Genomic DNA, 22,055 nt, shown 5'->3' with positions numbered 1-22,055 from the left:
GCGCTCTTACTGTTCAGACAGGCGACCACACTGGATCAAAAATGACCACCGGGCGGCTGGCGTGTTCAGAGCTTAGCCACATTGCGGCATACTTGGCGGACTGGAGAACCCCACAGCATGCCCGAACAACTCAATTCACGCGTCGAGACCTGTTACCAACAAGCCGAAGCCTTCTTCAAGCGCACCTTCAAACGCCCGGTGGTCAGTTTCCAGTTGCGCGGTCAGAAGGCCGGTGTCGCTCATCTGCATGAAAACCTGTTGCGCTTCAATCCGCAGCTCTACAAGGAAAACGCCGAAGACTTCCTGCGCCAGACCGTGCCTCACGAGGTCGCGCACCTGATTGCCCACCAGTTGTTCGGTGGCAGCATTCAGCCACACGGCGAAGAATGGCAATTGATCATGCGCGGCGTCTATGAGCTGCCGCCCAATCGCTGCCATACCTATGCGATCAAACGGCGCAGTGTGATCCGTTACATCTACCGCTGCCCGTGCCCCGACAGCGACTTTCCGTTCACCGCGCAGCGTCACGGCATGGTCCGCAAGGGACGGCGCTACCTGTGTCGTCGCTGCCGCGAGCCTCTGGTGTTCAGCGGCGAGACGCGCACGGAATAATCCTCCGGCAAACTGCAGGCATAAAAAAACCCATCCGAAGATGGGTTTTTTATGGCCTGAAGGTTATCAGACGGTCTTGGTGGTGTTCACCGCAGCCGCTGGAGTAGGGCCTTCGGCAACGCCGAGGTCGTCTTCAGGACGGGTTTCCAGAATGGCAGAGCCACCGGAAGCCAGCTCGGACTGCAGCTTGTCGGTGTCCAGCTCGCCGACCCACTTGGCAACCACAACGGTAGCAACAGCGTTACCGACCAGGTTAGTCAGGGCGCGGGCTTCGGACATGAAGCGGTCGATACCCAGAATCAGCGCCAGACCGGCAACCGGCAGGTGGCCTACAGCCGACAGGGTCGCAGCCAGTACGATGAAGCCGCTACCGGTTACGCCGGCAGCACCTTTGGACGACAGCAGCAACACCAGCAACAGGGTGATCTGGTGGGTGATGTCCATGTGCGTGTTGGTCGCCTGAGCGATGAACACGGCAGCCATGGTCAGGTAGATCGACGTACCGTCCAGGTTGAACGAGTAGCCCGTCGGGATAACCAGACCAACCACAGACTTCTTGGCACCCAGGCGCTCCATCTTGATCAGCATGCGCGGCAGGGCCGACTCCGAAGAAGAAGTACCCAGTACGATCAACAGCTCTTCACGGATGTAGCGAATCAGCTTGAAGATGCTGAAGCCGTGAGCGCGGGCGATCGCACCCAGTACAAACACGATGAACAGAACGCAGGTGATGTAGAAGCAGATCATCAACTGACCCAGCTGCACCAGCGAGCTGACGCCATAGGCACCGATGGTGAAGGCCATGGCACCGAACGCACCCAGCGGGGCCAGTTTCATGATCATGTTGATGATGTTGAACATCACGTGGGCGAAGCGATCGATGAAGTCCAGAACCGGCTTGCCGTAGGCACCCAGGCGATGCAGCGCGAAGCCGAAGATCACCGAGAACATCAGCACTTGCAGGATATCGCCGTTGGCAAACGCGCCGACGATGGTGTTCGGAATAACGTTAAGGATAAAGCCGACGATGCTCTGATCCTGACCGGCAGTGACGTAGGCGGCGATCTTAGAAGCGTCGAGCGTGCTGACGTCGATGTTCATGCCGACACCCGGCTGAACCACGTTGACCACGATCAGACCGATCAGCAGGGCGATGGTCGAAACGATCTCGAAATACAGCAGCGCATAGCCGCCGGTCTTGCCGACCGACTTCATGCTCTGCATGCCGGCGATGCCGCTGACAACGGTACAGAAGATGATCGGGGCAATGACCATCTTGATCAGTTTGATGAACCCGTCACCCAGCGGTTTTAACGCCTTGCCGGTGTCCGGATAGAAGTGACCGATCAGGATACCGATGACAATCGCTACGATTACCTGAAAATAGAGGGATTTGTAGATGGGCTGACGAGTCGTCATTGCAGTTTTCCTCAAGGGCGTCGTCGGCATCTTCACCTGATGCACGCGAGCCTATAAAGCGCTAACCCTCCTGCACTGGAGGGATTTGTTTTGTCGAGCTGCGCAAGGCAGGCCTCTGCCATGTAGGTAGCAATACGCGTGCCATAGAATCATTTTGATATCAAAACCCCGCAATACAAGGCGCACACTGGTAACGGTAGTAGGGATTCCACAAGAGAGGTGGCGGTTTTCCGCCGTATGGTGGGAAAAATGCGCACACAGTGGCGGGTATCCGCCTTTTTTCTGTGGCGACTGGAGTGCTCGGTGACGCGCAAAGGTGTGACGCAGAGCGTCATCAACGGCATTGCCACGCTGGAGCATGAGGAGCGACAGGTGTGTTAACACTATCGTGCCAATGCTCCGCGTTGGCACGCCGTTATGGACGCTCTGCGTCCGCTCTTGAAACTGGGGCGAACACACCCTCACTGCGCCAGAAAATGAATCCTGAACGCCGCGCCACCCAATGGGGAATCGCCCAGCGTCAGTTGCGCGCCGTAGCTTTCGATGATGTCCTTGACCACCGCCAGGCCGATGCCTTGGCCAGGGTTCTGGCGGTCCAGCCGTTCGCCGCGTTCGAGAATGCGGGCACGCTGGCTCTGCGGGACGCCGGGGCCGTCGTCTTCGACGCACAGTTCATCGCCGTCCGCTGAGCGGGTAAAGCTGACGCGCACTTCGCTCAGGCACAGCCGATAGGCGTTTTCCAGCAGGTTGCCGAGCATTTCCAGCAGCGCGCCCTCCTCCATGTGCACCTGGCAGTGCTCGGGGAGGTCCAGCGTGGCCTTGACCTGTTTGTCGCGATACACCTTGTCCAGCGTGTTGCACAGGCTTTCGACCACAGGCCGCAACATCACGTGATGGCGCACCAGACCGCTTTTGCGCAGGCTGGCCCGCTGCAGTTGATAGCCGATCTGCTGGCTCATGCGTTCGATCTGCGATTGCAGCACCCACGCCTGCTCGACATCCTCGGGACGCTTGGCGATGTTCTCGCTTACGCCCTGCAAGACCGCCAGCGGGGTTTTCAGGCTATGCGCCAAGTCATCCAGAGAATCGCGGTAACGGATCCGTTGCTCCCGCTCGCTGCGCAACAGGCGGTTGAGCGAATCGGTCAGGCGCAGCAGTTCGCTGGGGTGTTCTTCGCTGAGGCTGTCGCGCGCACCGGCTTCCACTTGATCCAGTTCCTGGCTCAAGCCGCGCAAGGCCCGCAGCCCCCAGGTCAGGCCCATCCACAGCAACCCGAGCAGCACCGCCAGTGCTGCGCCAAAGCCCAGATAGAGCTTGCGGCGCAGACCGTCGATGGTTTCCTGATAGCCGCGCAACGGCTGCACGGCAACGATACTGAACGCGGCATTGCGCCCGCCGAGCAGCCGGATCTCGACGTCATAGACGAAATACTCATCGCCATTGATTTCCTTGATCTTGGTGAACTCGCTGCCCTGCCCGTCGTATTGCGGGCGGTAGTCGATGTTTTCGCCTTCGGTCGACAACGAGCGCCAGACCATCTGCCCCTGGCGGTTATAGATGTAACCCAGCAGTCGGCTGCCGGGCAGATTGAATTGTTCGCCCGGCAACACTGAGGGCATCAACAGATGGTCGTTTTCGACGCGAGCCGCCGAAATCATGGTCGTTACATCAGAAGCCAGGCGTTGCTCGATCGCTCCGCGCAGCGCCAGGCTGAACGCCCCCTGCAGTGCAGGCAGCATCAGCAGCATAAAGATCACCGCCAGCGTGGCGGCGCCCAGCATCAGGCGCAGGCGAAGCGAACGAATCACGTACAGCGCTCATTGAACAGATAGCCCATGCCGCGCACGGTTTCGATAGGTTTGAAGGCCACGCTGCTGTCCAGTTTGCGACGCAGACGACCGACCAACACTTCGATCACGTTCGGGTCGCGCTCGTCGTCATCGGGGTACAGCTGCTCCATCAGGCGCTCCTTGGGCACCACTTGCTGATGATGGAGCATCAGGTACTCGAGAATACGGTATTCGTAGGCCGTCAGCGCCAAGGGCTGCTCGGCCAGGGCGGCGTGCTTGCGATTGAGGTCCAGCAACAGCGGGCCAGCCGTGATGGTTGACTGGATGAAGCCGCTGGAACGCCGTAACAAGGCATTCAGCCGTGCCTCCAGCTCTTCGAACTGGAAGGGTTTGACCACGTAGTCGTCAGCACCGGCAGCCAGGCCTTCGACCTTGTCCTGCCAGTTGCCACGCGCGGTCAGAATCAGAATCGGAAACGCCTTGCCCAATGTGCGCAGCTGGCGAATCAGGTCCAGGCCGCCGATGCCCGGCAGGCCCAGGTCGATCACCGCCAGGTCGTGATTGAATTGCGCGACCTGATACAACGCCTCTTCAGCGTTGGCCACCGCTTCCACCACATGCCCGGCTTCGGTCAGACGGGTTCGCAGGTGGTGGCGCAGCAGCGCTTCATCCTCAACTACCAACAACTTCATGCAGCTCTCCCAGGCACAATCGCAGCCTCAAGACAAAGAATGAAACGACATCGTCGCATCAGTACTCAACAGGCGGGCGCTGACGGGCACGTGCTGTGTCACATCATAGCTGCCCAGCAGGATTTCGCGGCTGACAGGCGCACCATTGTGAGTGCCCGTCAGGCTGCCGTAAACCGGTGGCGAATAAAGCGTCCCCGCCGAGACGTTGGAATACGCCTGCTCCCCGAGCGCGTGTCCCCAGCTGTTGGTATCGTCAAGCCTTTCGCTGGTCTTGCTGAACTCGATACGGGCCACGTCAAGCCGACCATCACCCGCCTGCACCGCAGCACTGCCGCCCAGGAAAGCCAGGGCCAGGAAAAACTTGTTGAGATTCAACATATCGACTCCTTTTGCGCTCGGGGACGCTGTCAAGGTATGGGCCAACAGTAATCGCGCCGGGCTGAACCCCGACTGAACACTGCATGAACCGGCGCTGAACAGTCATCCGCACCCTGTGCAGCAGAATCGGCTATCGTTGTTTGCCACTTCAAAACATCAACAAGGAGCTGACCATGCGTGTGTGGATTGCAATGATCATGATGGGCCTGACCGGCCTCGCCCAGGCGGCGATCAAGACCGAGCAGATCGATTATAAAAGTGCCGACGGCACCAAGCTGGTGGGCTATTACGCTTACGACGACGCGGTAAAAGGCCCGCGCCCTGGCGTTCTGGTGGTTCATGAATGGTGGGGCTTGAACGACTACGCCAAGCGCCGCGCTCGCGATCTGGCTGCACTGGGTTACAGCGCGATGGCCATCGATATGTACGGCGAAGGCAAGAACACCGAACACCCGAAGGACGCGATGGCCTTCATGCAGGCCGCGTTGAAGGACAGCGATGCCGCAGACAAGCGTTTTGACGCCGGGCTGGAGCAATTGAAGCAGCAGCCTCAGACCGATCCGAAAAAGATCGCCGCGATCGGTTACTGCTTTGGCGGCAAGATCGTGCTCGACGCGGCACGCCGCGATGAGCCGCTGCTGGGCGTGGTAAGTTTCCACGGCGCACTGGTCACCAACACCCCGGCGAAACCGGGTATCAAGGTGCCAATGCTGGTCGAGCACGGCGCCAAGGACAGCATGGTCACCCCTGAAAACGTCACCGCGTTCAAGAAGGAAATGGACGACGCCAAGGCCGACTACAAATTCGTCAGCATCGACGGCGCCAAACACGGTTTCACCAACCCCGACGCCGACCGCCTCAGCCACGGCGAACACGGCGGCCCGGACATCGGCTACGACAAGGCCGCCGATGAGAGCTCCTGGGCGGACATGAAAGTGTTTTTCAAAAAGATATTTGGTTGAGCGATAACTGAAACTCCGCGTCCGCCCGAAACGGGGAGGACGCGGAGCGTCCGGAAAGGCATGCGACGCGGAGCATCGCACGATAGTCGAGGTGATCGTTCCGCACGCTATGCGTCAATACCAGCGCTGAATATCGATCAAACCGCGCTGCCCCTCATAATCGCGAGCGCTGGAGTACCTCCAGTGCTCACCGATGTCCACGTAGCCTCTCTTTACCGGGTTGTGGTGAATGTAATCGAGCTTCTGCCGCATAACCTTTTCACTCCACACAAGCTCGGCATGAGCTCCTTCCTGCCAGACCTGATACACCCTGTCACTCTTGTGCAGACGCTTGACGAATCGCAGACGCTCCAGCGTGCTCTCGGCGTTGGCGTTCTCAAGTGCTTCGATTATCTGTCGAGCCGTAAATGACTTGAAACTACTCACACATTTGTCCAAGGCGGGCGCTTGGGCCACGAAGTGCAAATGGTTTTCCAGTACGACATACCCGAAGAGCAGCAGTCCCTGATGAGCCTGTTGGTAGCGCCAGGCGTTGAACAGAATGTCTACCAGAACAGGCCGGGTAAAAAGCGGTAACCACTCCACCACCGTGCACGTCAGGAAATGAGGCTTCTCAGGTTCGGTGATGGTGTATCTGCTCCGGCCCATGTGTTCATCCTTGAATCATCAGAGCCGCGAAAGGTACCTTCCGACCGAGTACGTGGAAATAATGAAAGTGTGACCAGTTTTTTGCTATGCACCGCCAAGAGGACGCGGAGCGTCCAGAAAGGCATGCGACGCGGAGCATCGCACGATAGTCGAGGTGATCGTTCCTCACGCTCCAGCGTGGGAATGCAGTTCTCGACGCTCTGCGTCGCAAGAGGACGCAGAGCGTCCGGAAAGGCATGCGATGCAGAGCGTCGCGCGATAGTTGCGATGATCGTTCCGCACGCTCCTGCGTGGGAATGCAGTTCTCGACGCTCTGCGTCGCAAGAGGACGCGGAGCGTCCGGAAAGGCATGCGACGCGGAGCGACGCACGATAGTTGTGGTGATCGTTCCTCACGCTCCTGCGTGGGAATGCCGTTCTCGACGCTCTGCGTCGTCAAGAGGACGCAGATGTTACCAGTGCCCTTCCCTCCAACCCATTCCCCCGGCAAAATGCCGCCCATGACTCGACTATCCGACCTCCCCATCTGCTGCCCGGAACTGATCCGGCATTGGCCGTTGCCACAAGCCTTGCCGGGAGCGGTGCTGGTGAGTGGACATTTTGATCCGCTCAAGCTGGTCAACGGTGACTTTCAGCGTTGTGAGCTGCAAATGCCGGCGAGCATTCAGCGTTCGGTGGCCAAACGTCAGACTGAATTCCTCGCCGGTCGTCTCTGCGCCCGCGAAGCCATGCGTCAGCTGGATGGCCGCTTGCATGTTCCGGTGGTGGGGGAAGACCGCGCGCCAATCTGGCCCGCTGATGTCTGTGGCTCGATCACCCACAGCACCGGCTGGGCTGCCGCCGTGGTGGCGCACAAGCAGCAGTGGCGCGGGTTGGGGCTGGACACGGAAAACCTGCTGAGCCACGACCGCGCCTCACGCCTGGCCGGGGAGATTCTGACGGCGGCCGAGCTGGCAGAGATGGCGGCGGGTCCGGAAGATCAGATCGCACTGCGCGTGACCCTGACCTTTTCGATCAAGGAAGCGCTGTTCAAAGCGCTCTACCCCATCGTGCACAAGCGCTTCTACTTCGAAGACGCGCAACTGCTGGAATGGTCCGCCGACGGCCGCGCACGGCTACAGCTGCTGATCGACCTGTCCAGCGAGTGGCATGCGGGCAAGGAGCTGGACGGTCAGTTCAGTCTGCAGGACGATCACCTGTTGAGCCTGGTTGCCGTCGAAGGTTGATCAGCCGGGCAGCGGACAATGTTCGCAACGCCCAACCCACTCGACCCGATGACTCAAACAGCACACACGCCGTTGCCTGCGTGGTTCGCCGCCCTGCGCCTGCGGCACATAACGCACTGCCTGAAACAGAGGATTGGCGCGCCCGTCCGGCCTTTTCTTCTCGCTTAACAGCGCCAGCCCCGCAGCCAGCGACACATCACTGCACCTGGCCAGTTGAGCAAGGCAGCACTCCAGATAATCCCCGGCGCTGCTCCATAACACCGCGGCAGGCAGTCCGCCATAAGCGCTCAGCGATGCAATGAAAGGCTGAAGATTGTCATCGAGCAATCCGGCAAAGCGCTGAAACGGATCAACCGACATACCCCGCCAGACGCGTCCCTCCTCCGCCAGCCTGACGCCGTTCGGCACGCCGCGCTCATCCAGCGCCAGCGCTACCTGCTCAAGCTGCAACGGCCAATGCCAGTCATGCACCAGGCCGGCCACCAGCACCGGCGGAATCAGTTGCATGAAGTAAAACTTGGCCCACTGCGACACCAGCACCGGCAATTGATCGGGCATCAACTGCGGCCCGTAAACAGCCAGCAGCAATTGATCGAGACGCTCGGGTTGCAGCAGATCAGGCAACGTCACTACCGGGCGCGCATCATCCGCCGTCAGCAACGTCCGCCCGAACTGCGCAAATGGACCGACAAACAACGGCAAGCTCAACGCGGCACCTGCGTGCGCGGCCAGGACAGGCTGAAGCACGCCCCGCCCAGGCTGACGCTATGCCCGATCAGCGCACGACCTTCATGCCAATGGATGATCCGCCGTACGATCGACAAACCCAGCCCATGCCCGCCCGAGGCTCGTGTGCGGCTGTCATCGATGCGCATGAACGGTGTAAAAATCTGTTCCCACGCCTGTTCCGGAACGCCAGGGCCATCGTCGTCCACGTCGATACGGCACTGCTGCGCCTCCAGCCGATAGCTGATGCGCACCTCGTTCTCGGCATGGCGCAGCGCATTGCTCACCAGGTTCTGCACCGCGCGGTGCAGGTAGCGCGGCTCGCCCTCGACCCAGGCAGCCTCACCCTCTTCGGCCCTCAGGCATTCGCCGCGCGAAACCCGTACGTCGGCGCGCAATGGCGCCAGTTCGGCGATCACCTGATCAATCAGCGCATCCAGATCGACACGCTGGAAATTCAGGATCGGCGCGCCCTGCTCAAGACGCGCGTAGGTGAGCATCTCATCGACCAGCTTGTCGAGGTCCTGGATATCGCTGTCCATGCCGCGCATGTATTTGCGCCGCGCCTCGGGAGTGGCGGCGTCGCTGACCATCTCCAGACCGAAACGCAGCCGCGCCACCGGCGTGCGCAGTTCGTGAGACACCGCGCGCACCAGTTCGCGCTGGATCATCAATGAGCGTTGCAGGTGTTCGGCCATGCTGTTGAACGCCGCCGCCACACGCCCCACCGAGTCGGAGCCCTCGGTCGGCACGCGGGTGTGCAGGCTGCCTTGGGCAATCTGCGTGGCGGCCGCCTCCAGCTCCAGCACCCGTCGCTCCAGACGCCGCACCAGCAAGTACACCACCAGACCGATCAGACACAGGCCCATCAAGGCGATCAGCAACAGCCAATGCAGCGGATAAGGGTTCATCTGGTACAGCGGACCGATTTCCAGCACCCAGTTGGTGTCGACGATCCCGGCCAGCACGCGGATCGAATCGCCGCCCTTGCCCAGCGCCATGACCGTATCGCCCTCATAGACGCGGCGGCGCTGGTCATCGTCCAGATCCGCCTGATCCAGCGCCAGCAGGTGCAGGTCGAAACCGAATCCCTTGTCGCTGCGCAGGGCCTGCAGCCGCGCCGGTTGCTCGTCGACCGGAAAGCGCACCAGTTCATCGATCAGCAGGTAGATAGTGGCTCTCGCCAATTGTTCGGTGATCTGCTGCACTTCGCCGGTCAGCAACAGCGGCTCCTTGTCGCTCAACTGACGATAAACCCTGGCAGCGTGCGGCCCGATCTGTTCGACCACCACCTTGCCGCGCGCCAGTTGGCCCAGTGCGCTGCTGTCGAGGTGAGCCTGCTCAAGACTTTGCAGGCTCAGGGGAATCCCCAGCAGGCGCTCCCAGATCGCCAGGGCGCGGCGCCGTTCGATGCCATCGAGCGGCACCAGATTGTCGGCCATGATCGTAAAGGTGCCGTGAGCCAAGCGCTCGCGATACTGCTCGCCGCGCGACTGATTGAGCACATGCAGGGCCAGCACGCCAAGCAGCGCGACCAGCACCAACACGCCAAGCACACCACCGTAGATGCGCAGAAAGATCGAATTCATCAGGTCATCCGCTGAACACGTGGCCGCTCATGTCCTGCGCCGCTTCGGGCACAAACAGATAGCCCTTGCTGCGCACGGTCTTGATCAGACGCGGATGAATGGGATCGTCGCCGATTTTCGGGCGGATACGTGAGATACGCACATCGATGGAGCGATCCTGCCCGTCGTACCCCACACCGCGCAACGCGGTGAATATCTCTTCGCGGGACAGCGTGCGCCCGGCGTTGGCCACCAGCAGCCACAGCAGGTCGAACTCGGCACCGGTCAGTTCGATGCTCTGCTCGCGCAGCCAGGCCTCACGCAGTGCGTTGTCCACCACCAACGGACCGAACACCAGACGGCGCAGCTCGGCAGCCGGCACCTGCGGCGCTTCACTGCGGCGCAGCAGGGCTTTGATACGCGCCAACAACACGCGCGGATGCACCGGTTTGCAGACGAAATCGTCGGCGCCGGTGTCGAGCCCTTCTATATGGTCGGTATCATCGGTGCGCGCGGTGAGCATCAGAATCGGCCCGTCGTAGCGGTCACGTACGCTGCGGCAGATGCTGAAACCGTCCTCGCCGGGCAGCATCAGGTCGAGGATCACCAGATCCGGCTGCTCGGCGATGATCCGCGCCGCCGCCAGCGCGCCGTCGCCTTCGATGCTCACGCGCAGACCGTGGCTCTGCAGGTAATCGCTGGTCAGTTCGGCCAGTCGCTGGTCATCCTCGACGATCAGCACGTGCCAGGTATGTGGCTCCACAGCAATCTTCCTTGTCGTTATCGAGCGCTTTTTGTTTTTGAAATGCAGGGGTTGCGGCACCACGTCGCAGGCGAGTGTAGCAACCCTTGCGCGGATCACACGACACCGCACGCGGCATAGCACATGACATGCCAGAACGGCCTTTCAGCTGTGTTTTTTTGTGATAGGGTTCGCGCCCTTAAAAATCAGCAGTGCCTCACCAGTGCCTAAAGAAAACGGTGACAAACGGTCACGATCCAGTAGTTATGCGGCCTACACGCAAGGTGTGCGATTCATACACAAACTACACACACTTTATCCACAAGCGGTGCGTTGCAATTCATGTCCAAAACGCATTATCTTGTAGCCCGGCGACGAGACACACCCTACATGTGGGGTTTTGAATAAAAACGCCAGCACAACTCAAATGGGAAATTCAAGCATTTTTGTTGCGTCTGAGGGGTTGAACTTCAAGCCAGTTTAGGCACCAAGACGCTCGCGCGTGAACCAGAGCCATCCCGTACACGTTTTGCAACATCGAACACGCACTCTTGATCAGATTTTCGAAGGATCGGGCATAGCCCGGTCCTTTTTGGCTTCAAAACCTGGAAGCGGCGACAGCACCCCGCTTTCACCTTCGTTTTGGAGCCCTTTGGTCGCCTTTTGCGACTGACTGCTCTAAACGAAATGGTGGGCAGCAATGCCCGAACAAACTTAAAGAACGTGGAGTCACACATGCAAACAGACACAACTCGCGAGAACTCGCCGACCGGCGCGCCGCAGGCAAGCCAGACCCAGCAGGATCTGTCTGCCACTGCCCCCGGTCAACTGCGCGTGATCAAGCGTAACGGTACTGTCGTTCCCTACACGGACGACAAGATCACCGTTGCCATCACCAAGGCGTTTCTTGCAGTTGAAGGCGGCAATGCTGCTGCCTCGTCGCGCATCCATGACACCGTTGCACGCCTGACCGAACAGGTCAGCGCCACGTTCAAGCGTCGCATGCCTTCGGGCGGCACCATCCACATCGAAGAAATCCAGGATCAGGTCGAACTGGCACTGATGCGTGCCGGCGAGCAGAAAGTGGCTCGCGACTACGTCATCTACCGTGACTCGCGCGCCAAGGAGCGTGCCGTTCGCGCCCCCGAAGAGCAGGTCCAGGCTCACCCGTCGATCCGCATCACCCGCGCCGACGGCAGCTTTGCGCCGCTGGACATGGGCCGCCTGAACACCATCGTCACCGAAGCGTGCGAAGGCCTGGCTGAAGTCGACGCCGACCTGATCCAGACCGAAACCCTGAAAAACCTGTACGACGGCGTGGCCCTGAAAGACGTCAACACCGCGCTGGTGATGACCGCCCGTACCCTGGTCGAGCGCGAGCCGAACTACTCGTTCGTCACCGCCCGCCTGCTGATGGACACCCTGCGTGCCGAAGGCCTGGGTTTCCTCGGTGTCGCCGACAGCGCCACTCACCACGAAATGGCCGACCTGTACGCCAAGGCGCTGCCTGCCTACGTCGCCACCGGTATCAAGTTCGAACTGCTCAACCCTGTGCTGGCCGAATTCGACCTCGAAAAACTCGGCAAGGCGATCAACCACGAGCGTGATCAGCAGTTCACCTACCTGGGCCTGCAAACCCTGTACGACCGTTACTTCATCCACAAGGATGGCGTGCGTTTCGAACTGCCGCAGATCTTCTTCATGCGCGTGGCCATGGGCCTGGCAATCGAAGAGAAAGCCCGTGAAGATCGCGCCATCGAGTTCTACAACCTGCTGTCGTCGTTCGACTACATGTCGTCGACCCCGACGCTGTTCAACGCCGGCACCCTGCGTCCACAGCTGTCCAGCTGCTACCTGACCACCGTGCCGGATGACCTGTCGGGCATCTACCACGCGATCCACGACAACGCCATGCTGTCCAAATTCGCAGGCGGCCTGGGCAACGACTGGACACCGGTTCGTGCGCTGGGCTCTTACATCAAGGGCACCAACGGCAAATCGCAAGGCGTCGTGCCGTTCCTGAAAGTGGTCAACGACACCGCCGTTGCGGTCAACCAGGGCGGCAAGCGCAAGGGCGCTGTCTGTGCCTACCTGGAAACCTGGCACATGGACATCGAAGAGTTCATCGAGCTGCGCAAGAACACCGGTGATGACCGTCGTCGTACCCACGACATGAACACCGCCAACTGGATCCCTGACCTGTTCATGAAGCGCGTCTTCGACGACGGCCCGTGGACCCTGTTCTCGCCATCCGAAGTACCGGACCTGCACGACCTGACCGGCAAGGCCTTCCAGGAGCGTTACGAGTACTACGAAGCGCTGACCGAATACCCAGGCAAGATCAAACTGTTCAAGACCATCCAGGCCAAGGATCTGTGGCGCAAGATGCTCTCGATGCTGTTCGAAACCGGCCACCCATGGCTGACCTTCAAGGACCCGTGCAACCTGCGCAGCCCGCAGCAGCACGTGGGCGTGGTTCACAGCTCGAACCTGTGCACCGAGATCACCCTGAACACCAACAAGGACGAGATCGCGGTCTGCAACCTGGGCTCGATCAACCTGCCGAACCACATCGTCGACGGCAAGCTGGACACCGACAAGCTGAAGCGCACTGTCGATGTAGCGGTACGCATGCTCGATAACGTGATCGACATCAACTACTACTCGGTGCCGCAGGCCAAGAACTCCAACCTGCGCCACCGTCCGGTCGGCCTCGGTATCATGGGCTTCCAGGATGCGCTGTACCTGCAGCACATCCCGTACGGTTCCGATGCTGCCGTGCAGTTCGCCGACACGTCCATGGAAGCGGTCAGCTACTACGCCATCCAGGCGTCCTGCGACCTGGCCGACGAGCGCGGTGCCTACGAGACGTTCCAGGGTTCGCTGTGGTCCAAAGGCATCCTGCCGCTGGATTCGCAACAGATCCTGATCGAGCAGCGTGGCGAGAAGTACATCGATGTCGACCTGAAGGAAACCCTGGACTGGGCGCCGGTTCGTGCCCGTGTGCAGAAAGGTATCCGTAACTCGAACATCATGGCCATCGCACCGACCGCCACCATCGCCAATATCACTGGCGTGTCGCAGTCGATCGAACCGACCTATCAGAACCTCTACGTGAAATCGAACCTGTCCGGCGAATTCACCGTGATCAACCCGTACCTGGTACGCGACCTCAAGGCTCGCGACCTGTGGGACTCGGTCATGATCAACGACCTGAAGTACTACGACGGTTCGGTACAACAGATCGAGCGCATCCCGCAGGAGCTCAAAGAGCTTTACGCGACTGCCTTCGAAGTGGACACCAAGTGGATCGTCGACGCGGCAAGCCGTCGTCAGAAGTGGATCGACCAGGCTCAGTCGCTGAACCTGTACATCGCTGGCGCCTCGGGCAAGAAGCTGGACGTGACCTACCGCATGGCCTGGTACCGTGGTCTGAAAACCACCTACTACCTCCGTGCCCTGGCCGCGACCAGCACCGAGAAGTCCACCGTCAACACCGGCAAGCTCAACGCAGTATCGAGCGGCGGCCACGGCCCGGACGACTCGGCGATCACCGCCCCACGTCCAACCGAAGCAGCACCGGCCGGCCCGGCCCCAGTGCCAAAGGCTTGCGCAATCGACGAGCCGGATTGTGAGGCTTGCCAGTAAGGCAACCCACCTCGCCCCCACAGCGCGTTTAGAACTGTGGGAGCGAGCTTGCTCGCGAAGAGGCCGGTAAGGGAAACCTACCCTTACCGCCCGCCTCCTCACCCAAAGGCCCCGAAAGCCAAAAATTCATGTTCCTTGCGCGCCACACCTGAAAAGCAAGCAACACACCCTCTAGATCCAACAGGCCAGTCCACCCGACTGACCCTCAAGCAGGAGAAGTACACCATGCTGAGCTGGGACGAATTCGATAAAGAAGACGGCGAAGTAGTCGCCAAAGCGACCAACGCCGGCCACGCCAACGAAGCCAACATGGACCGCCTCGACAGCGCCGGTGGCCTCGCAGCCCAGGAAGCCCGCGCCGTGACCGCCGCCGACTCCGCTGCCCTGATCCGCGCCAAGAAAGCGCTGGACGCACTGGACGTCGCTGAAGGCCTGGCCGAACTCGAAGGCGCCAGCGCCCGCGTCGCCGTTGACGAAAAAATGATGATCAACTGCCGCGCCGACCTCAACCAGCTCGTACCTTTCAAGTACGACTGGGCCTGGCAGAAGTACCTGGACGGTTGCGCAAACCACTGGATGCCGCAAGAAGTCAACATGACCGCCGACATCGCCCTCTGGAAAAACCCGGAAGGCCTGACCGACGACGAGCGCCGCATCGTCATGCGCAACCTGGGCTTCTTCTCCACTGCCGACTCACTGGTTGCCAACAACCTGGTACTGGCCGTGTACCGCCTGATCACCAACCCGGAGTGCCGCCAGTACATCCTGCGCCAGGCCTTCGAAGAGGCGATCCACACCCACGCCTACCAGTACTGCATCGAATCGCTGGCCATGGATGAAGGCGAGATCTTCAACATGTACCACGAGATCCCATCGGTCGCCAAAAAGGCAGCCTGGGGCCTGAAATACACCCGTTCGATCTCCGATCCGAAGTTCGAAACCGGCACCGTCGACACCGACAAAGAGTTGCTGCGCAACCTGATCGCCTACTACTGCGTACTGGAAGGCATCTTCTTCTACTGCGGCTTCACCCAGATCCTCTCCATGGGCCGCCGCAACAAAATGACCGGCGTCGCCGAGCAGTTCCAGTACATCCTGCGCGACGAGTCCATGCACCTGAACTTCGGCATCGACGTGATCAACCAGATCAAAATCGAAAACCCACACCTGTGGGATGCCGAGATGAAAGAAGAAGCCACGCAGATGATCCTGCAAGGCACCCAGCTGGAAATCGAATACGCCCGCGACACCATGCCCCGCGGCGTACTCGGTATGAACGCTGCGATGATGGAAGACTATCTGAAATTCATCGCTAACCGCCGCCTGAGCCAGATTGGCTTGAAGGAAGAGTATCCAGGAACGACCAACCCGTTCCCTTGGATGAGCGAGATCATGGACTTGAAGAAAGAGAAGAACTTCTTTGAGACGCGGGTTATTGAGTATCAGACAGGTGGAGCTTTGAGCTGGGATTGATTTGCATCCCGCGGAGTTGCAATAAAAGCTGAACCCATCTCATCAAAAATGAAACGGGTTCTGAGAAAAGGGCTGCCAACTGGCAGCCTTTTTTATTTTTGTTTCGGCAAAAATGTGAGGTTTGACTCGGTTAAATCCGGTCGAATGCGACTCCGGCCGGGCCTCGCCTGTTTTTGCCTTGCTTGACCTTCCTCTCGGCCATCATCCCAGACGGCAAAGACCAGGACGACGGATGATGGCAAAGGGAAGGTCAAACGAAACTACACGGTTTCCAAAGGCAATCTGGTTTGGCTGGCCCTCCCCTTATTGGTGACCGCCTCAAGGATCGCCCGCCCCAGCTCACGAATGTCGGGCTCTTTCACAATGGAGTGATGAGTTCCCATGATGGAGATGACTTGCAGTTGCTCCTTGGGCATCAGCGCCTCCCAACCAATGCTGATATCACTACGGTTTTCTCCCATTGCTGAGAATAAAGTGACACGCACCGGTAGCGCGGGCGGCATGTAACGGTAGAGCGCCAGACCGATACTGCGGATCAGTGCCAGGTATCTTTTTGCAAGATCACTCTCTATACCTTCAGGAAGCAGACCTTGAACTTGCGTATAAGCCAACAAGGCCTCGAAATCCCGAGCAGCAGCCAAGTGTCTGACAGGCCCCTGACGTACATCAGGCGGCAGAAGTCTCAATAAGGCTTCGATCTCGTCGAAATCCGGCCTTTCATCGAGATGAGCGTACCCGCCCTCCTGCGCATCAAACAAATGCCGATAGTCGCTGGTGGTGTCGATAAGCCCGAGGAATGCTACCGTAGCACCGGCCCCTATCAGTTGATGGGCAATTTCATAGGCGATCGTTCCCCCGGCAGACCAGCCAGCGACGCGATACGGCCCCTGTGGCTGTATATGGCGGATCCCCTCAATGTAGCGTGAGGCCATTGCCTCGATAGTGGTGAGGTGTTCCTCCCCACTTTGCAGTCCGCTCGTCGAAAATCCATACACCGGAATGTCAGAGGGAATTTGCTTTGCCAACTGTTGGGCATAGCCGATATCCCCTGACCCTTCATGAATGAGGAACAAAGGATGTTGAGCCCCCTCTTTGCGAATGGTGGTCAGATTCGGATGCAGAGCCTTGCTCAGACCGCTATGGCAAGACGCGGCAAGTTCACAGATTGTCGGGTGCATGAACAGATCGCCTAGTGCCACTTCGACCTGGAAGCGCTGACGCAGGCACGAAACCAGTTGCACTGCCAGCAGCGAATGCCCGCCCAGTTCAAAGAAGTGGTCATGGCGACCCACCCGCTCCAGCCCCAGCAACGCCTGCCAGATCTCCGCCAGCGCATGTTCGATTTCACCTACCGGCGCCTCGTAACCACGACTGGCATAAGCGTCGTCTTCCGGCGCCGGCAATGCCCGTCGATCCAGCTTGCCGTTCGGCGTTAGCGGGAAACGCGTCAGCGTTACAAAGGCGCTCGGGATCATGTACTCCGCCAGCCCTTGCGACAGTTGCTCACGCAACTGCGTCGCCGACAATACGACGCCTTCCTGCGCCGTCAAATACGCCACCAGGCGTTTGTCGCCGGGACGGTGCTCGCGCGCCAGCACTACCGCCTCCCTGACCCCAGGGCAACCCGCAAGCTGCGACTCGATCTCGCCCAGTTCGATACGGTAGCCCCGGAGCTTGACCTGATCGTCGTTACGCCCCAGGTACTCGATATTGCCGTCTGCCAGCCAGCGCCCCAGATCACCGCTCCTGTACATCCGCGCCGCCGGCTCGGTACTGAACGGATCTTCCAGGAAACGCTCCGCCGTCAATTCCGGACGATTCAGATAACCTCGGGCAACCCCGATACCGCCGATATGGATCTCGCCGCTGACCCCGATCGGTACCGGCTGGCCGTGCGCATCCAACAGGTAAATCTGTGTATTCGCTATCGGACGGCCGATCGGAACGATACCGATATCCTGCTCTGCCACGTAATGCCATGCCGTGACGTCAATGGCTGCTTCGGTGGGGCCGTACAGATTGTGCAACTCGCTTTTCGGGAAATGTGCCTGGCCTTGCAATAGCAAAGCATGCGGCAGCGCTTCACCACTGCAAAGTACTCGCTTGAGCGTCGAACACCGCCCTGCTGGCGTCTGATTGACGAAGGCCTGCAGCATGGAAGGAACAAAGTGCAGCATGCTGATGCTTCGGCGCTCGATCACCTCCATCAGGTAGTGAGGGTCTTGATGCCCGCCGGGGCGGGCCATGACCAGTTGTGCCCCGGCCAGCAGAGGCAGGAAGATCTCCCAGACCGATACATCGAAACCGAAGGGCGTCTTCTGCAAGACACGATCTTCGGCTCCAATCCGGTATTCGCTCTTTGCCCACCACAACCGGTTGACGACGCCGTCATGCTGGTTGGCCACGCCTTTGGGTTTACCAGTGGAACCCGAGGTATAAATCACATAGGCCAGGTGTTGCGGTGTGATGGCCGGCACTACGGGATTATGTTCAGCCTCAACCTCCCAGTCGCCAGCTTGCAGGTCGAGCGTCGGCACCGCCAACTCGCCCAGCAACGTCCGGGTCTCGGCCTGCACCAGCACCGCCACCGGCGCGCTGTCTTCCAGCATGTAGCGCAATCGCTCGGACGGATACCCAGGATCCAGCGGCACATACGCACTGCCCGCCTTCAAAATACCCAGCAAGCCCACCACCATTTCCAGGCTGCGCTGCGCACAGATCGCAACCCGATCATCCGGCTGGATACCCAGGCCGATCAGGTAATGTGCCAGTCGATTCGCCCGGGCATTGAGTTCGCCATAAGTCAGGCTTCCGGTTTCATCGACCACCGCCAGGGCATCGGGCTGTTGTGCTACCTGTTCCTCGAACAGTTGATGGAGCAACTTGCCCGCCGGGTAGGCCGCTGCCGTATCGTTGAACGACTCCAACACCTGCCGACGTTGCTCGCAGGACAGCAGCGGCAGTTCTGCGACCGCTTGCTGGTCATCCGCCACCATGCCTTCCAGAAGCACTTGCAAGTGCCCCGCCATCCGCTCGATCGTTGCACGCTCGAACAGATCGCTCGCGTATTCCAGAGAGCCGATCAACCCGCCATCCGCCTCGACCAGCGCAAGCGACAGGTCGAACTGGGCCGTCGTGTGCGGTGCTTGCAGCGGCTCCAGGCTCAGCTCCGGCAGGCTGAATTCGCCGCCGCCCGGGGTGTTGTTCAGCGCCAGCATGACCTGGAAGATCGGGCTATGACCCAGGCTGCGCGGTGGTTGCAGCGCCTCCACCACCTGCTCGAACGGCAGGTCCTGATGCGCATGCGCCGCCAGCATGACCGTCTTGACCTGCTCCAGCAACGCGGCCACGCTCAGGCCCCCTTCCGGCCTGATCCGCAGCGCCAGTGTGTTGACGAAGAAGCCGATCAGCGACTCCAGTTCGCTGCGCGGACGATTTGCCACCGGCGTGCCGATCACCACATCGTCCTGCCCGCTGACGCGGCTCAGCAGACTCGACCAGCCCGCCAGCAAGGTCATGAACAGCGTCGCACCGTGACGCTGACCCAGCTGTCGCAACCCTGCCGTCAATGCCGGGCTCAGGGCCAGGCTCACCCGTCCGCCGGCGTAACTGCGCAACGGTGGGCGGCGGTGGTCGGTTGGCAGCTCCAGCAAGGCCGGTGCACCACTCAGGTGCTGCCGCCAGAAGTCGACCTGCGTGTGCAGCGTCTCGCCCTGCAACCACTGCCGCTGCCACGCGGCGTAGTCGACATACTGGAAGTCCAGTGCCGGCAGAGGATCGGCCAGCCCTTGGCTGAAGGCGCGGTACAACATGCCAATTTCGTGAAGCAGAACGCCCGTCGACCAACCGTCCGAAACGATATGGTGCTGCGTCACCAGCAGGATGTGCTCCGTCTCCGACAGTTGCACAAGCCGCCCGCGAATCAGCGGCCCCCTCGACAAGTCGAATGGCGCCAGCGCCTCCTCGCGAGCGAGCTGCTCTACGGCCTCGTGTTGCGTCTCATGTTGCGCCGCGCAGTCCAGCGGGCGCAGGTCATGAGTGACCAGGGCGAACCCTTGAGTCGCCGGCGCGATCACCTGGATCGCCTGGCCCTCGTGCAAGGCAAAATGGGTGCGCAGGGTTTCGTGGCGCGCCACGATCCGGTCAAGCGTGGCCTGCAAGGCGTCTCTGTTCAATCGGCCGCGCAAGCGCAGTCCCGCCGGGATGTGATAGGCGGCTCCGGCCGCCCGATCCAGTTGATCGAGGAACCACAAGCGCTGCTGCGCCCACGACAGCGGCAATGGCAGATTGCGATCCACCAGCGTCAACGGCGTCTGCGCCGAGAGCCGGGCGTTCGCCACCTGACGTGCCAGACCTTGCAGCGTCGGCTCGGCAAACACATCCCGCAGTGCCACCTCGACTTCGAAGCGCTGACGCAGACGCGACACCAGTTGTACCGCCAGTAACGAATGCCCGCCCAGTTCGAAGAAGTGGTCATGGCGACCGACACGCTCCAGCCCCAGCAACGCCTGCCAGATCTGCGCCAGCGCATGCTCGATGTCACCTGCCGGCGCCTCGTAATCACGACTGGCATAAGCGTCGTCCTCCGGCGCTGGCAATGCCCGTCGGTCCAGCTTGCCGCTCGGCGTTTGCGGGAAACGCGCCAGCGTTACGAAGGCACTCGGAATCATGTACTCCGCCAGCCCTTGCGACAGTTGCTCGCGCAACTGCGCCGCCGACAATACGGCACCTTCCTGCGCCGTCAGGTACGCCACCAGGCGTTTGTCGCCTGGACGGTGCTCGCGCACCAGCACCACCGCTTCCCTGACCCCAGGGCAAGCCGCCAGCTGCGACTCGATCTCGCCCAGCTCGATCCGGAAGCCCCGAAGCTTGACCTGATCGTCGTTACGCCCCAGGTACTCGATATTGCCGTCCGCCAACCAGCGCCCCAGATCGCCGCTCCTGTACATCCGCGCCGCCGGCTCGGCACTGAACGGGTCGTCCAGGAAACGCTCCGCCGTCAGTTCCGGCAGATTCAGATAGCCACGGGCAACCCCCGCGCCGCCGATATGGATCTCGCCAATGACCCCAATCGGTACCGGCTGGCCATGTGCATCCAACAGGTAAATCCGTGTATTCGCGATCGGACGACCTATCGGCAGTGAATGACCCGCTTGAACAGCGCTGTCGCACAGGTAAAAAGTAGAGTCACCCGCCGCTTCCGACGAACCGTAGAAATTCAGTATCGTGGCCGAAGGTAACCAAGCACGAGTGCGAGCAAGCAGGGAGGACGAAAACACCTCGCCACTGCAAACGATCAGCCGCTTTTCTGGCGAAATTTGTCGGTTCTCTATCCTCGACAGTTCTTCCAGCAGTGAAGGGACAAGAACCAGACGGGTCAACTGATGCTCTGTAACCGCCTGCCACAGCTGTAGCGGATCCCTGGAGGCCAGCGGCGACACGATATGCAGTTGCGCGCCAAACAGTAAGGGCATCAGCGTTTCAGTCACCGAATCGAGAAAACTGATCGACGTTTTTTGTGCATGCTTTTCGAGTCGCTGACCACCGAAAGTGTTATGCATCCAGTAAAGACGGTTAACCATGGCCTGATGTGGACCGCCCACGCCTTTGGGTTTACCGGAGGAACCCGAGGTATAGATCACATAGGCCAGGTGCTGCGGCGTGATGGCCGGCACTACAGGATTGTGTTCAGCTTCAACCTCCCAGTCGGCATCTTGCAGATCGAGCGTCGGCACCGCCAACTCGCCCAGCAACGCCCGGGTCTCGGCCTGCACCAGCACCGCCACCGGCGCGCTGTCTTCCAGCATGTAGCGCAATCGCTGCTCCGGATACGCAGGATCCAGCGGCACATACGCACCACCCGCCTTAAAAATCCCCAGCAAGCCCACCACCATTTCCAGGCTGCGTTGCGCACAGATCGCAACCCGATCATCCGGCTGGATACCCAGGCCGATCAGGTAATGTGCCAGTCGATTCGCCCGGGCGTTGAGTTCGCCATAGGTCAGGCTTCCGGCGTCATCGACCACCGCCAGGGCATCGGGTTGTTGCGCCGCCTGCTCCTCGAACAGTTGATGAATCAACTTGTCCGCCGGGTAGGCCGCTGCCGTATCGTTGAACGACTCCAACACCTGCCGACGTTGCTCGCACGACAGCAGCGGCAGTTCTGCGACCG

Annotated in this window: 15 protein-coding genes; 6 read left to right on the top strand and 9 right to left on the bottom strand. The window is 60.3% G+C overall.

Annotated elements, in window-relative coordinates; translation table 11 throughout:
- Positions 1 to 117: 117 nt before the first annotated feature.
- Positions 118 to 612: a SprT family zinc-dependent metalloprotease gene (locus BT119_RS20905; RefSeq protein WP_003434357.1), complete on the top strand. Its 495-nt coding sequence runs from the start codon at positions 118 to 120 to the stop codon at positions 610 to 612.
- 66 nt (positions 613 to 678) lie between these two features.
- On the opposite strand, the gene BT119_RS20900 is transcribed toward BT119_RS20905, so the two are convergent.
- Positions 679 to 2,031 (bottom strand): dicarboxylate/amino acid:cation symporter, encoded by a 1,353-nt coding sequence (locus tag BT119_RS20900; protein ID WP_003363255.1) that lies wholly within the window; start codon positions 2,029 to 2,031, stop codon positions 679 to 681.
- 249 nt (positions 2,032 to 2,280) lie between these two features.
- On the opposite strand from BT119_RS20900, the gene BT119_RS27595 reads away from it, so the two are divergent.
- Entirely contained in the window at positions 2,281 to 2,412 is a 132-nt protein-coding gene (locus tag BT119_RS27595) for a hypothetical protein (RefSeq protein ID WP_256573027.1), read from the top strand.
- Positions 2,413 to 2,492: 80 nt separating this feature from the next.
- Here the strand turns inward: BT119_RS27595 and BT119_RS20895 are convergent, their stop codons facing one another.
- The 3 genes from BT119_RS20895 to BT119_RS20885 are packed head-to-tail and all read right to left on the bottom strand — an operon-like array spanning position 2,493 to position 4,891.
- Positions 2,493 to 3,839, bottom strand: a complete 1,347-nt coding sequence (locus BT119_RS20895) for an ATP-binding protein (protein WP_003434355.1) — start codon at positions 3,837 to 3,839, stop codon at positions 2,493 to 2,495.
- Complete coding sequence (locus tag BT119_RS20890; protein ID WP_003407750.1) at positions 3,836 to 4,513, bottom strand: response regulator; 678 nt, start codon at positions 4,511 to 4,513, stop codon at positions 3,836 to 3,838. The genes BT119_RS20895 and BT119_RS20890 overlap by 4 nt, the downstream gene beginning before the upstream one ends.
- A gap of 27 nt (positions 4,514 to 4,540) precedes the next feature.
- Positions 4,541 to 4,891 (bottom strand): hypothetical protein, encoded by a 351-nt coding sequence (locus tag BT119_RS20885; protein ID WP_058397147.1) that lies wholly within the window; start codon positions 4,889 to 4,891, stop codon positions 4,541 to 4,543.
- A gap of 173 nt (positions 4,892 to 5,064) precedes the next feature.
- Between BT119_RS20885 and BT119_RS20880 the strand changes: the two genes are divergently transcribed.
- On the top strand, positions 5,065 to 5,853 hold the full coding sequence (locus BT119_RS20880) for a dienelactone hydrolase family protein (protein WP_003363262.1): 789 nt from the start codon (positions 5,065 to 5,067) through the stop codon (positions 5,851 to 5,853).
- Between the two features lie 114 nt (positions 5,854 to 5,967).
- On the opposite strand, the gene BT119_RS20875 is transcribed toward BT119_RS20880, so the two are convergent.
- On the bottom strand, positions 5,968 to 6,501 hold the full coding sequence (locus BT119_RS20875) for an REP-associated tyrosine transposase (RefSeq protein WP_044310779.1): 534 nt from the start codon (positions 6,499 to 6,501) through the stop codon (positions 5,968 to 5,970).
- A 499-nt stretch (positions 6,502 to 7,000) separates the two neighbouring features.
- Here BT119_RS20875 and BT119_RS20865 point away from each other — a divergent pair, with 499 nt between their 5' ends.
- Positions 7,001 to 7,726: a 4'-phosphopantetheinyl transferase family protein gene (locus tag BT119_RS20865; protein WP_218190030.1), complete on the top strand. Its 726-nt coding sequence runs from the start codon at positions 7,001 to 7,003 to the stop codon at positions 7,724 to 7,726.
- Here the strand turns inward: BT119_RS20865 and fhuF are convergent, their stop codons facing one another.
- The 3 genes from fhuF to BT119_RS20850 are packed head-to-tail and all read right to left on the bottom strand — an operon-like array spanning position 7,727 to position 10,789.
- Positions 7,727 to 8,473, bottom strand: a complete 747-nt coding sequence (fhuF, locus tag BT119_RS20860; RefSeq protein ID WP_072366866.1) for a siderophore-iron reductase FhuF — start codon at positions 8,471 to 8,473, stop codon at positions 7,727 to 7,729.
- Entirely contained in the window at positions 8,431 to 10,041 is a 1,611-nt protein-coding gene (locus BT119_RS20855; RefSeq protein WP_003434351.1) for an ATP-binding protein, read from the bottom strand. Before BT119_RS20855 ends, fhuF begins: the two co-directional genes overlap by 43 nt.
- A gap of 4 nt (positions 10,042 to 10,045) precedes the next feature.
- A complete protein-coding gene (locus BT119_RS20850) occupies positions 10,046 to 10,789 on the bottom strand; it encodes a response regulator (protein ID WP_024661551.1) in 744 nt (247 codons plus the stop codon).
- A gap of 708 nt (positions 10,790 to 11,497) precedes the next feature.
- On the opposite strand from BT119_RS20850, the gene BT119_RS20845 reads away from it, so the two are divergent.
- Positions 11,498 to 14,410, top strand: a complete 2,913-nt coding sequence (locus BT119_RS20845) for a ribonucleoside-diphosphate reductase subunit alpha (RefSeq protein ID WP_003434349.1) — start codon at positions 11,498 to 11,500, stop codon at positions 14,408 to 14,410.
- 225 nt (positions 14,411 to 14,635) lie between these two features.
- Positions 14,636 to 15,883: a ribonucleotide-diphosphate reductase subunit beta gene (locus tag BT119_RS20840; protein ID WP_003393710.1), complete on the top strand. Its 1,248-nt coding sequence runs from the start codon at positions 14,636 to 14,638 to the stop codon at positions 15,881 to 15,883.
- A 260-nt stretch (positions 15,884 to 16,143) separates the two neighbouring features.
- On the opposite strand, the gene BT119_RS20835 is transcribed toward BT119_RS20840, so the two are convergent.
- Positions 16,144 to 22,011, bottom strand: a complete 5,868-nt coding sequence (locus tag BT119_RS20835; RefSeq protein ID WP_256573026.1) for an amino acid adenylation domain-containing protein — start codon at positions 22,009 to 22,011, stop codon at positions 16,144 to 16,146.
- Between the last annotated feature and the right edge of the window lie 44 nt (positions 22,012 to 22,055).

This window comes from Pseudomonas sp. NFACC10-1 (genome assembly GCF_900119195.1).
Lineage (GTDB): Bacteria > Pseudomonadota > Gammaproteobacteria > Pseudomonadales > Pseudomonadaceae > Aquipseudomonas > Aquipseudomonas cerasi.
The sequence above is the reverse complement of the archived record's forward strand: the minus strand, read 5'-3'. Positions and strand labels throughout refer to the sequence as shown.